This is a genomic window from Streptomyces sp. NBC_01352 (assembly GCF_036237295.1).
Lineage (GTDB): Bacteria > Actinomycetota > Actinomycetes > Streptomycetales > Streptomycetaceae > Streptomyces > Streptomyces plumbiresistens.
The window spans coordinates 2,218,195-2,230,232 of record NZ_CP108354.1 but is presented as its reverse complement, the minus strand read 5'-3'; the positions used below and the strand labels follow the sequence as shown (position 1 = coordinate 2,230,232).

Annotated in this window: 9 protein-coding genes; 7 read left to right on the top strand and 2 right to left on the bottom strand. The window is 71.4% G+C overall.

Annotated features, from left to right (window positions below):
* Positions 1 to 44 precede the first annotated feature (44 nt).
* A complete protein-coding gene (locus tag OG252_RS10605) occupies positions 45 to 1,064 on the bottom strand; it encodes a carbohydrate kinase family protein (RefSeq protein WP_266450234.1) in 1,020 nt (339 codons plus the stop codon).
* A 139-nt stretch (positions 1,065 to 1,203) separates the two neighbouring features.
* Here OG252_RS10605 and OG252_RS10600 point away from each other — a divergent pair, with 139 nt between their 5' ends.
* The 5 genes from OG252_RS10600 (at position 1,204) to OG252_RS10580 (ending at position 8,812) form a co-directional block, all read left to right on the top strand.
* Positions 1,204 to 1,980 (top strand): DeoR/GlpR family DNA-binding transcription regulator, encoded by a 777-nt coding sequence (locus tag OG252_RS10600; RefSeq protein WP_266450236.1) that lies wholly within the window; start codon positions 1,204 to 1,206, stop codon positions 1,978 to 1,980.
* A complete protein-coding gene (locus OG252_RS10595) occupies positions 1,977 to 3,314 on the top strand; it encodes a 6-phospho-beta-glucosidase (RefSeq protein WP_329335477.1) in 1,338 nt (445 codons plus the stop codon). The genes OG252_RS10600 and OG252_RS10595 overlap by 4 nt, the downstream gene beginning before the upstream one ends.
* A 57-nt stretch (positions 3,315 to 3,371) precedes the next feature.
* Positions 3,372 to 6,434, top strand: a complete 3,063-nt coding sequence (locus tag OG252_RS10590; RefSeq protein WP_329335475.1) for an alpha-mannosidase — start codon at positions 3,372 to 3,374, stop codon at positions 6,432 to 6,434.
* Between the two features lie 81 nt (positions 6,435 to 6,515).
* Positions 6,516 to 7,766, top strand: coding sequence for an alpha-L-fucosidase (locus OG252_RS10585; protein ID WP_329335473.1), 1,251 nt, complete (start codon positions 6,516 to 6,518; stop codon positions 7,764 to 7,766).
* Positions 7,767 to 7,933: 167 nt separating this feature from the next.
* On the top strand, positions 7,934 to 8,812 hold the full coding sequence (locus tag OG252_RS10580) for a sulfotransferase family protein (protein ID WP_266450243.1): 879 nt from the start codon (positions 7,934 to 7,936) through the stop codon (positions 8,810 to 8,812).
* A gap of 162 nt (positions 8,813 to 8,974) precedes the next feature.
* On the opposite strand, the gene OG252_RS10575 is transcribed toward OG252_RS10580, so the two are convergent.
* Positions 8,975 to 10,165, bottom strand: a complete 1,191-nt coding sequence (locus tag OG252_RS10575; protein WP_329335470.1) for an ATP-grasp domain-containing protein — start codon at positions 10,163 to 10,165, stop codon at positions 8,975 to 8,977.
* 315 nt (positions 10,166 to 10,480) lie between these two features.
* Here OG252_RS10575 and OG252_RS10570 point away from each other — a divergent pair, with 315 nt between their 5' ends.
* Together OG252_RS10570 and OG252_RS10565 are read left to right on the top strand one after the other, a co-directional pair.
* Positions 10,481 to 11,341 (top strand): metallophosphoesterase family protein, encoded by an 861-nt coding sequence (locus tag OG252_RS10570; RefSeq protein WP_266450247.1) that lies wholly within the window; start codon positions 10,481 to 10,483, stop codon positions 11,339 to 11,341.
* Positions 11,338 to 12,018: a 4'-phosphopantetheinyl transferase family protein gene (locus OG252_RS10565; protein ID WP_266450249.1), complete on the top strand. Its 681-nt coding sequence runs from the start codon at positions 11,338 to 11,340 to the stop codon at positions 12,016 to 12,018. The genes OG252_RS10570 and OG252_RS10565 overlap by 4 nt, the downstream gene beginning before the upstream one ends.
* The last annotated feature ends 20 nt before the right edge of the window (positions 12,019 to 12,038 follow it).

The window sequence follows — 12,038 nt, the reverse complement described above, 5'->3', positions numbered from 1 at the left end:
TACGAGGGGGGATGTCGGGGGTCTTACCAGCCCGGTGGGGGGGGTCAGTGCTGCCGTGCGGGAGGCGTCACCGGGGCGTACTGGACGGGCGGACCGGGATCGGCGGGCAGCCGCTCGGCCAGGAAGCCGTACGTCCGCTTCAGCTCGGGATCGGTCAGGGAGCGCCACCAGCGGTCGATGCCGTACCAGCCGGGCGCCGCCAGCGCGCCGCCGTGGTGCTGTACGGACAGGCCGGCGGCCAGTACGGCGAACCGCAGCCGTTCCTCCAGTGGCCAGCCGCCGAGCGAGGCCGCCACGAAGCTCGCGCCGAAGACGTCCCCGGCGCCTGTCGCGTCCAGGACGTCGAGGTCGAGGGCGGGGACGTCGGCGTACTCGCCGGTGCTCTGGTCCACGGCGACCGCGCCGTCGCCGCCGCGGGTCACCACCGCCACCGGCACCAGCTCGGAGAGCGTGCCGAGGGCCGCGACCGCGCTGTCGGTGCGGGTGTAGGCCATCGCCTCGGTCTCGTTGGGCAGGAAGGCGTGGCACAGGGAGAGCTGGTCCAGGAGGGCGGTGGACCACTCCTGGGTGGGGTCCCAGCCGACGTCGGCGTAGATCTGGGTGCCGTTCGCGGCGGCCTTGGCGAGCCAGGCGCGCGGCTCGGCCTCGAGGTGCACGAGGGCCGTGCGCGCCTCGGGCGGGTCGCCCATCAGTGCGTCCTGCGAGTACGGCGGTTCCTGGCCGTGCGTGACGAGGGCCCGGTCCTGGCCGTGCGCGAGCGCGACGGTGACCGGGGTGTGCCAGCCCTGGGCGACGCGGGACAGCGAGAGGTCGACGCCTTCCTGGCCGGCGAGGATCTCCCGGCAGTACGCGCCGTAGAAGTCGTCGCCGAAGACCGTCGCCAGACAGGTCCGCAGGCCGAAGCGGGCGGCGGCGGCGGCCAGGTTGGCGATGCCGCCGGGGCCGCAGCCCATGCCGGCCGTCCAGATCTCCTCGCCCGGCGTGGGCGGCCTGTCCAGACCGGTGAGGACGAGGTCGTAGAAGAGCAGCCCGGTCAGCAGCACGTCGGGCCGGTCGTCGTCCACGCGCACATCCTCTCGTCGGGAGAGCTCGTCAAAACTCTTCATTTCGTGACCGGAATCGTGCGCTGCTCGGCGACATTGGTCAAGACCTCAGCAGAAGTGAGCATGGAAATGATTGAAGATGACGAGTAGTGTTCACGTCGTGCTGGCAGAACGACGACATCAACTCATCCTGCGGGTCCTTCGCTCCGGCGGGCCCGCGGCCGTGACCGATCTCTCCGAGCAGCTGGGTGTGAGCCCCGCCACGGTCAGACGTGACCTCGTCAAACTCGAGGAGGACGGCCTGCTGACGCGGGTGCACGGCGGCGCCGTGGCCGACGAGGGCGACCAGCCCTTCGCCGAGGTCGCCGAGGTGCGCGTGGCCCAGAAGGACGCCATAGCCGCGCACGCCGCCGCCATGGTCGCCGACGGTCAGTCGGTGCTGCTCGACATCGGCACCACCGCCTACCGCCTGGCCCGCCAGCTGCACGGCCGCCGCCTCACCGTGATCACCAGCAACCTCGTGGTCTACGAGGAGCTCGCCGACGACGAGGGCATCGAGCTGGTGCTGCTCGGCGGCATGGTCCGCCGCGAGTACCGCTCCCTGGTCGGCTTCCTCACCGAGGACAACCTGCGCCAGCTGCACGCCGACTGGCTCTTCCTCGGCACCAGTGGAGTGCGCCCCGGTGGGCAGGTGATGGACACGACGGTCGTCGAGGTCCCGGTGAAACGGGCCATGATCAAGGCCAGTGACAAGGTCGTCCTGCTCGCCGACTCGGCGAAGTTCCCGGGTACCGGCATGGCGAAGGTCTGCGGTCCCGAGGACCTGGACGCGGTGGTGACGAACGCGCCGGTGAACGCGGCGACGCGGTCCTCCCTGGAGGAGGCCGGCGTCGACGTGGTCCTGGCAGGAGAACCAGGAAAGGCGGGCGCAGCGTGAAGCTGACGATTCTGGGCGGCGGCGGATTCCGCGTACCGCTCGTGTACGGGGCGCTGCTGACGGACCACGCCGAGGGCCGGGTCACGGAAGTCGTTCTGCACGATCTGGACGACAGCCGACTGTATGCAGTCGCCCGTGTACTGGATGAGCAGGCCGCCGGCGTACCCGACGCGCCCAAGGTGACCGCCACCACCGACCTCGACGAGGCCCTGCGCGGCGCCGACTTCATCTTCTCCGCGATCCGCGTCGGCGGTCTGGAGGGCCGGGCCCACGACGAGCGGGTGGCGCTGGCCGAGGGTGTCCTCGGCCAGGAGACCGTCGGCGCGGGCGGCATCGCCTACGGTCTGCGGACGGTCCCCGTCGCCGTCGACATCGCGCGCCGTGTGGCCCGCCTTGCCCCCGACGCCTGGCTCATCAACTTCACCAACCCGGCCGGACTGGTCACCGAGGCCATGTCCCGCCACCTCGGCGACCGCGTCATCGGCATCTGCGACTCGCCGGTCGGCCTCGGCCGTCGTATCGCCCGCGTGCTCGGCGCGAACCCGCGCGAGGCCTGGATCGACTACGTCGGCCTCAACCACCTCGGCTGGGTCCGCGGCCTGCGCGTCGCCGGCCGCGACGAGCTCCCGCGTCTGCTCGCCGACCCCGATCTGCTCGGTTCCTTCGAGGAGGGCAAGCTCTTCGGCGTCGACTGGCTGCAGTCCCTGGGCGCGATCCCCAACGAGTACCTGCACTACTACTACTTCAACAGGGAAGCCGTCCGCGCCTACCAGCAGGCCGAGAAGACCCGCGGCGCCTTCCTCGCCGACCAGCAGGCCCGCTTCTACGAAGAGATGAAGCGCCCCGACGCGGCCGCCCTGACCGCCTGGGACCGCACCCGCGCCGAGCGCGAGGCCACCTACATGTCCGAGAACCGGGAGACGGCCGGCGCCGGCGAGCGCGACGCCGACGACCTGTCCGGCGGCTATGAGAAGGTGGCCCTCGCCCTGATGCGGGCCATCGCCCGCGACGAGCGCACCACCCTGATCCTCAACGTCCGCAACCAGGGCACCCTCTCGGTGCTCGACTCGGACGCCGTCATCGAGGTGCCCTGCCTGGTCGACGCCAACGGCGCGCACCCGGTCGCCGTCGCCCCGCTGCCCGACCACGCCACCGGCCTGGTCTGCGCGGTCAAGGCCGTCGAGCGGGAGGTGCTGGCCGCCGCCGAGTCCCACTCCCGTGCGACGGCCGTGAAGGCCTTCGCGCTGCACCCGCTGGTCGACTCGGTCAACGTGGCCCGGCGCCTGGTCGAGGGGTACACCGACGTCCACCCCGGTCTCGCGTACCTTGACTGAACGCGCTCGGTAAGCGCTTTCCACCCTTTCTGGCTTCCCTGGTTCCTGGAGATCTTCATGCACGACGAACGCCGCCGGATCGAGGAGCGCGTCGAGCGCGTCCACACCCAGCGCATCAAGCCCGCGATCTACGCGGCCACCGTCCCCTTCGAGGTCGAGGCCTGGCAGGCGCCGGGGGAGCCGGTCCCGTTCGCGGAGGCCGCGGCCGCGCCCTACGAGCCCTTCGCGATGGACACCCCGTGGGGTCCGCCGTGGGGCACCACCTGGTTCCGGATGCGCGGGCAGGTCCCCGCCGAGTGGGCCGGAAAGCGCGTCGAGGCGGTCATCGACCTCGGTTTCGTGGGCGACTGGCCCGGCAACCAGGCCGAGGCGCTGGTCCACCTCACGGACGGGACGCCCCTGAAGGCGGTCAACCCGCTCAACCAGTACGTGGCGATCGCCAACCCCGCGACGGGCGGCGAGGTGATCGACTACCTGGTCGAGGCGGCCTCCAACCCCGACATCCTCGCGAACAACTTCTCGGCCCCGACCCCGATGGGCGACATCCTGACGGCGGGCGACAAGCCGCTGTACACCTTCCAGCGGGCCGACCTCGCCGTCCTCGACGAGGAGGTCTGGCACCTCGACCTGGACCTCCAGGTGCTGACCGAGCTCATGGTCCACCTCGCCGAGCACGAGCCGCGCCGCCACGAGATCATGCACGCCCTGGACCGGGCCATGGACACCCTCGACCTGGACGACGTCTCCGGCAGCGCGGCCGCCGTCCGCGAGGTGCTCGCCCCCGTCCTGGCCCGGCCCGCCCACGCCAGCGCCCACACCGTCTCCGGCGTCGGCCACGCCCACATCGACTCCGCCTGGCTGTGGCCGATCCGCGAGACCAAGCGCAAGACGTCCCGCACGTTCTCCAACGTGACGTCCCTGGCCGACGAGTACGAGGACTTCATCTTCGCCTGCTCACAGGCCCAGCAGTACGAGTGGGTGCGCGACAACTATCCGAAGGTCTGGTCCCGCATCCAGGACTCGGTGAAGAAGGGCCAGTGGGCCCCGGTCGGCGGCATGTGGGTCGAGGCCGACGGCAACCTGCCCGGCGGCGAGGCGATGGCCCGTCAGCTCATCCACGGCAAGCGGTTCTTCATCGAGCACTTCGGCGTCGAGACCAAGGGCGTCTGGCTGCCGGACTCCTTCGGCTACACCGCGGCCTACCCGCAGCTCGCCAAGCTCGCCGGCAACGAGTGGTTCCTCACCCAGAAGATCTCCTGGAACCAGACCAACAAGTTCCCCCACCACACCTTCTGGTGGGAGGGCATCGACGGCACCCGTATCTTCACCCACTTCCCGCCGGTCGACACCTACAACGCCCGCTTCAGCGGCGAGGAGATGGACCGCGCGGTCCGCAACTACCGTGAGAAGGGCGGCGGTACGCGCTCGCTGGCACCCTTCGGCTGGGGCGACGGCGGTGGCGGCCCCACCCGCGAGATCATGGAACGGGCGCGCCGGCTCGCCGACCTGGAGGGCTCGCCCAAGGTCGTCATCGAGCACCCCGACGCGTTCTTCGCCAAGGCCCGCGAGGAGTACGAGGAGGCGCCGGTCTGGAACGGCGAGCTCTACCTGGAGCTGCACCGCGCCACCTACACCTCCCAGGCCCGCACCAAGCAGGGCAACCGCCGCAGCGAGCACAAGCTGCGCGAGGCCGAGCTGTGGGCGACGACAGCCGCGCTGCACGCGCCGGGCTACGCCTACCCGTACGAGAAGCTCGACCGGCTGTGGAAGACGGTCCTGCTGCACCAGTTCCACGACATCCTGCCGGGCTCCTCGATCGCCTGGGTGCACCGCGAGGCGGAGGCCGAATACGCCCGGGTGGCCGAGGAGCTGGAGGCGCTGACGGCCGAGGCGGTCGCGGCGCTGGGCACCGGCGGCACCCGCGTGTTCAACACCAGCCCCTGCGACCGGGCGGAGGTCGTCCGTACGGCCGACGGCACACCGGCGTACGTGGAGGTCCCCGCGGGCGGCAGCGCGCCCCTGACCGACGCCGAACCCGCGCAGCCGGTGAAGGCAAAGGGTCTGGTCCTCGACAACGGTCTGGTCCGTGTACAGGTCGCGGAAGACGGCACACTGTCTTCTGTCTACGATCTGCGGTCGAACCGCGAAGTGCTGGCCGACAAGGGCAATCTGCTCCGCCTGCACACCGACCTCCCGAACTACTGGGACGCCTGGGACATCGACAAGCACTACAAGAACCGCTTCACGGATCTCCTGTCCCCCGACTCCGTCGAGGTCGTCTCGGCCGACCCCCTGCTCGGCGCGATCCGCGTCACGCGGTCCTTCGGCAAGGGCTCGACGCTCACCCAGACCATCACCCTGCGCGCCGACAGCCCCCGCGTCGACTTCGAGACCGAGATCGACTGGCACGAGGCCGAGAAGATCCTCAAGGCCGGCTTCCCGGTGGACGTCCGGGCGGCGCACTCCTCCGCGGAGATCCAGTTCGGCCACGTCCAGCGCCCCACCCACACCAACACCAGCTGGGAGGCGGCCCGCTTCGAGGTCTCCGGCCACCGCTGGGTGCACATCGGCGAACCCGGCTACGGCGTCGCGGTCATCAACGACTCCACCTACGGCCACGACGTCTCCCGCACGGTCCGCGAGGACGGTGGTACGACCACCTCGGTCCACCTCAGCCTGGTGCGCGCCCCGCGCATCCCGGACCCCGAGGCCGACCAGGGCAAGCACAGGTTCACGTACTCCCTGCTCCCCGGCGCCACGATCGGCGACGCGGTCGCCGAGGGCTACGCCCTCAACCTGCCGCTGCGCGTGGCGGACGCGGCGGGCGCACCCGAGCCGGTGGTGTCCGTGGACGGCGACGGCGTGACCGTCGAGGCGGTCAAGCTCGCCGACGACGAGTCCGGCGACGTGGTCGTGCGGTTGTACGAGTCGAGCGGCGGCCGCGCCCGGGGCGTGCTGCGCACCGGATTCCCGCTCGCCGGCGCGCAGGTCACCGACCTGCTGGAGCGGCCGCTGCCCGACGAGGCAGCGGAGATCGACGACGACGGCGGGATCGCGGTCTCGCTGCGCCCCTTCCAGGTCCTGACGCTCCGTCTGCGGCGCGGCGCCACCGGCCGGTAGCGACCGGCCCCCCAGGGGCGGGCACGCTCGCCGCGCCCGCCCCTTTCCCGAAGCGACCTTGCCCTGACGAGGAGTTCAGCCGTGCCCATGCAGCCGTGGTTCACCGACGCCAAGTTGGGGATCTTCGTCCACTGGGGGATCTATGCCGTCGACGGCGTCCAGGAGTCCTGGTCGTTCTACGACGACATCGTGCCGCACGACCAGTACATGTCCCAGTTCGCCCGCTTCACCGGCGCGAACTACGACCCGCGCGCCTGGGCCGACCTCTTCGCCCGGGCAGGCGCCGGGTACGCCGTCCTCACCAGCCGGCACCACGACGGCGTCGCCCTGTGGGACAGCGCGTACGGCGACCTGAACCTCGGCCGCGACTACATCGGCCCCTACGCCGACGCCCTGCGCGAGAAGGGCCTCAAGGTCGGCCTGTACTACTCCCACTCGGACTGGAACCACCCCGACTACGCCTCCACCCGCAAGCCGGGCCGCCCGCCCGAGCAGGAGGACAACCGCTACTCCGAGGTCGCGGCCGAGTTCGAGGACCTCGACGCCTGGGAGCGGTTCATCGCCTACCGCGACGGCCAGATCCGCGAACTGGCCTCCCGCTACCGGCCCGACCTCATGTGGTTCGACGGCGAGTGGGACCGCAGCGAGGAGCAGTGGCGCATCAGGGAACTCGCCGCGCTCATCCGCTCGTACTCGCCCGACGTGGTCTTCAACGCCCGCATGCTCAGCGAGGGCGACTACGCCACCCCCGAACAGGGCGCCCCCATCGAGCCCCCGGACGGCCCCTGGGAGTTGTGCCTGACGATCAACGACTCGTGGGGTTACCAGCACCACGACCACAACCACAAGTCGCTCACCCAGCTGATCCGCTACTTCACCGAGACCATCGGCGGGGGCGGCAACCTCCTCCTCGACGTCGGCCCGATGGAGGACGGCACCATCCCCGAGCCGCAGGTCGAGCGCCTCGAAGGTCTGGGGGAGTGGATCCGCAAGCACTCCGAGGCCGTGTACGGGACGGTGCGCGGGCTGCCGGCCGGCCACCACTACGGGCCCAGCACCCTCTCCGCCGACCGCCGCACCCTCTACCTCACGCTGTACGACATCCCGCGCGCCGAGATCGGTGTGCGCGGCCTGGTCACGCCGGTCCGCAGGGTCACCGTCCTCGGTACCGGCACCGAACTCGCCCACCGGGTCGTCGGCGGACTCCACGAGGCCGTCGGCGTGCTGTGGATCGACCCGCCCGCCGCGGCCGACCTCGACCCGCACGCCACGGTCCTCGCGGTCGAGCTGGACGGGGAGGTGGAGCTGTACCGCGGGTCGGGACGCTTCTGAGATCGCCCTCCCGGGGCAGTTCCCATGAAGAATTAAGAAAACGGTAAATCACCTGGTCACGGGCGGAATCGGCGGTTCCGTGACCACGGTGCTTCGCCTGCGCGACACCTGGAGTTCGCCTGCTCCCTCTGGGATGCGGTCGCACAGCGCAAGAGAAAGGTGTCACGGTGCGAGACCCGCGTATGTCCGCGATCGGCAAGGGGCTGAGGCGTCGGGGGAGGCTGATGAGGGAGGCGGTGAGCCCGCCGCGCCGGAACCTGAACGCCGTACCCGCGCCCCGCTCCCGGCCCGCCGACGAGCAGTACACCGCTCCGCGCGCCCCGCGCCTGGTGGAGTCGCCGGTGTTCGTGCTGTCCTCGGAGCGCTCCGGCTCGACCCTGCTCAGGGTGCTGCTGAACAGCCACAGCCGCGTCCGCGCCCCGCACGAGATGCATCTGCGCACGCTGCACGTCGAGTTGACCCGCGACTTCACCGCGGAGGCCATGAAGGCGCTCGGACTGAACCGGGAGGAGCTGGAGCACGTCCTGTGGGACCGGGTGCTGCACCTCGAACTCGTCCGCAGCGGCAAGGACGTCATCGTCGACAAGACGCCCGCCAACACCCTCATCTGGCCCCGGCTGCACCGATGTTGGCCCGACGCCCGCTACATCGTCCTGCTGCGCCACCCGGGCGCGGTCATCACGTCCCTGACCAAGCGCCGCGCGGATCCCGACCACGAGGCCATCCGCGCCGAAGTCCTCGACTACGGCGAGCGGCTGGAGGAGGCCAGGCAGAGCCTGGACGCCCACGTGGTCAGGTACGAGGACCTCACCGCCGACCCGGAGCGGACCACCCGCGGCCTGTGCGACTACCTCGGTGTCCCGTGGGAGAGCGCGATGCTCGACTACGGCAGCAAGGACCACGGCGCTTTCCGCCCGCAGTTGGGCGACTGGTCCAGCACCATCAAGTCGGGCCGCATCCGGCCCGCGCGCGCCTCCCACCCGGGGGTCGAACTGCCGCCCCGGCTGGGCGAGTTGGCCAGGGAATGGGGCTACCCGGCCGAGTGAACCGAACCCGAACCCGAACCCGAACCCGCGCCCGCGCCCGCGCCCGCAGCCTCGGCCATCCGGACGACGGGCTTCGCACCGGTCCTCACCCGTGCCGCCGAAGCCGCGGTCGGCGCGGTCGGCGCGGGTGAGGTGGGCGAGGTGAGTGCGGAACGCCGGCGGCTAGGCCGGTGCGATGGCCGAAGCGGAAGCCGAGGCCGAGGCTGTGGCGGAAGCCGTGGCGTCGGTCTCCGCGGTGACCGGCTCCGCCTGCTGCGGGACCGGTGCGGGGACCGCCGGGAGCGGGTCATGCACCTCCGCGCGCTGCTGGGGGATGGACACCGGCCGCAGCTGGCGCGGGCCCGAGACCACCGTGTAGTCCTGGCCCAGGAACGGCGGCACGATCTCGCCCGGGTCCTCGCCCAGCGCCAACTGCACAGCCGCCCAAGGGGCGTTCACCCCGCACAGCGCCAGCTGGTGCAGCCCGCCCGCCGGGCGCGTGTTGACGTCCATCAGGACCGGCGTCCCGCCGAACATCCGGAACTGGATGTTGGACAGGTAGTGCAGCCCGAAGCCCTCCGCGATCCGCCGCGCCGGCTCCAGCCACTGCTCGGCGAGCGTGAACCCGCGCCGGCGGCCGTTCTTGGTGCGGCCGATGGCCAGCCGGAGTCGGTTGTCGGGGCCGGTGAGGCAGTCCACCGACACCTCCGGCTGCTCCAGCCGCGGCATGACCAGCCAGTCGACCGGCTCCTCGCCCTCCGTGTCGGCCTGCTTGAGGGCCTCCAGGACCAGGTCCAGCGGGACGTACGGGCTCGGGAAGCCGTTGAGGTGCATGAGCGAGAAGGGGGCGCGCGTGATCACGCGGAAGCCCACCCCGCCCGCACCGGACGCCGGCTTGAAGCACGCCTTGTGGCCGTCCGCCTCCAACTCCTCGACGGCGGCGACGAGTTGGTCCGCGTCGCGGACCCGCCACCACGGCGGAACCGGCACGCCGATCGCCTGGACCGCCTCGTAGGCGATCACCTTGTCGTGGAAGACGGCCACCGCCTCCGGGGGCGGTGCCAGCAGGGCCGTACCGGCCGCCTCGAAATCGGCGCGGTGCGCCACGATCGCCGACTGGTGCAGCCGCGGCACGAAGACGTCGATGCCGCGCCGCGTGCACTGGTCGAGCGCGTACTCGACGTACGCGGCCGGGGACAGGCCCTCCGGCTCCAGGTCGGCGGTGTCGGCCGCGGCCAGTACGGGGGAGTCCGCGTCGCCGTGCGTTGCATGGATCTCGACGGCGCGGTCGCTGGGATTTCGCCGCAGCTGATCCATGAAGAACACGTTCTCCGCGTACGTGCGGTTGAGCCAGACGCGTACGCGAGAGACCATGCAGGCCGCCTTTCACGGTTCGCGGGCAGGGCGGAGCTCGCCCGTGCCCGGGCAGGGTGGTTGGAGGAACACCGAACCGCCCCGTGCGAGGGGCGTTCATGGGCGGGTGGTGTTGGGGCGATCATACGGCTTTGAAGGGGTGCCGCGTGCAACGTGCGTGTTACGGATTCTCCGATCATGCTGACACCGTGGTGAGGGGCATGATCGGGGCGTGCCGCGGGGTGCGCCGAAGATCGGTCGGCTCGATCCGGTCTTGTCCTCGGGAGGGCCGCTGTGTTGTCGTGGTCCTCATTCAGGTGCTCTGAGGGGGCGCAAGTGACGTCGACGGTCTCCGGTGCCGGGCAGCTGCTGGCCATCAGCGATCTGCACATCGGGTACGAGGAGAACCGCGCACTCGTCGAGAGGATGCGCCCCGAGACGGACGAGGACTGGCTCCTGGTGGCCGGCGACGTCTCGGAGACCGTGTCCGACATCCGCTGGGCCCTGGAAACCCTCGCCGGCCGCTTCCGCAAGGTCCTGTGGGCCCCCGGCAACCACGAACTGTGGACCCATCCGAAGGACCCGGTCACCCTGCGCGGAGTCGCCCGCTACGAGCACCTGGTCGCCCTGTGCCGGGAACTCGGCGTGACGACACCCGAGGACCCCTACCCCGTGTGGGACGGCCCCGGCGGCCCGGTCGTCGTCGCCCCCCTGTTCCTGCTGTACGACTACTCCTTCCTGCCGGCCGGCTGCGCGACCAAGGAACAGGGACTGGAGTACGCGCACGGCACGGGCATCGTGTGCAACGACGAGTACCTGCTGCACCCCGACCCGTACCCGTCCCGCGAGGCCTGGTGCCGGGCCCGCCTCGCCGAGACCGAACGCCGGCTCGCCGCCCTGCCCGACGACCTGCCGACGATCCTCGTCAACCACTACCCCCTGGACCGGCACCCCACGGACGTCCTGTGGTACCCCGAGTTCGCCATGTGGTGCGGCACCACCGGCACCGCCGACTGGCACCGCAGATTCCGTGTCGAGACCATGGTCTACGGCCATCTCCACATCCCGCGGACCACCTGGCACGAGGGCGTCCGCTTCGAAGAGGTGTCCGTGGGATACCCCCGCGAGTGGCGAAAGCGCCAGGAGCCGCCGGGGCGGCTGCGCCGGATCGTGCCCGGGGAGGTCGGGGCCCGGTGATCGAGGAACTGGTGCCGGCCACGGTGGTGGCCGTGGAGGCGTACGGCCACGAGGAGGCCGGGAACACGCGGCTGTACCCCGAGGAAGAGGCCGTCCTGACGCAGGCGGTGCCCAAACGGCGCCGCGAGTTCACCGCCGTACGCGGCTGCGCCCGCCGGGCCATGGAGAAGCTCGGCGTGCCGCCGCAGCCCGTCCTGCCCGGGGAACGCGGCGCCCCGCGCTGGCCCGCCGGACTCACCGGCAGCATGACCCACTGCGACGGCTACTGCGCCGCCGCCCTGGTCCGCGCCACCGACCTCGCCTCACTCGGCATCGACGCCGAACCCGACGGCCCGCTCCCGGACGGCGTCCTGCCCTCGGTGTCGCTGCCCGCGGAACGCGACCGGCTGCTTGGGCTCGCCCGGGACCACCCCGGCACGCACTGGGACCGGCTGCTGTTCAGCGCCAAGGAATCCGTCTACAAGGCGTGGTTCCCCCTCACCGGGCAGTGGCTGGACTTCAGCGAGGCCGACATCGAGATCCTCGTCGCCCCCGGAGCACGGCTGGGCGGCACCTTCCGCGCGGAACTCCTCGTACCCGGGCCATGGGTGGGCGGCCGGCGGCTCGGGCACTTCGACGGCCGCTGGACCGCCGGGCGAGGGCTGGTGGCGACGGCGGTCGCCGTGCCGCACGCCTGACGGCCTTCGCGCGGCACGGC

Coding starts and splice junctions, on each gene's coding strand:
- OG252_RS10590 (WP_329335475.1), top strand. CDS start 3,372: ATGCACGACGAACGCCGCCGGATCGAGGAGCGCGTCGAGCGCGTCCAC.
- OG252_RS10575 (WP_329335470.1), bottom strand. CDS start 10,165: ATGGTCTCTCGCGTACGCGTCTGGCTCAACCGCACGTACGCGGAGAAC.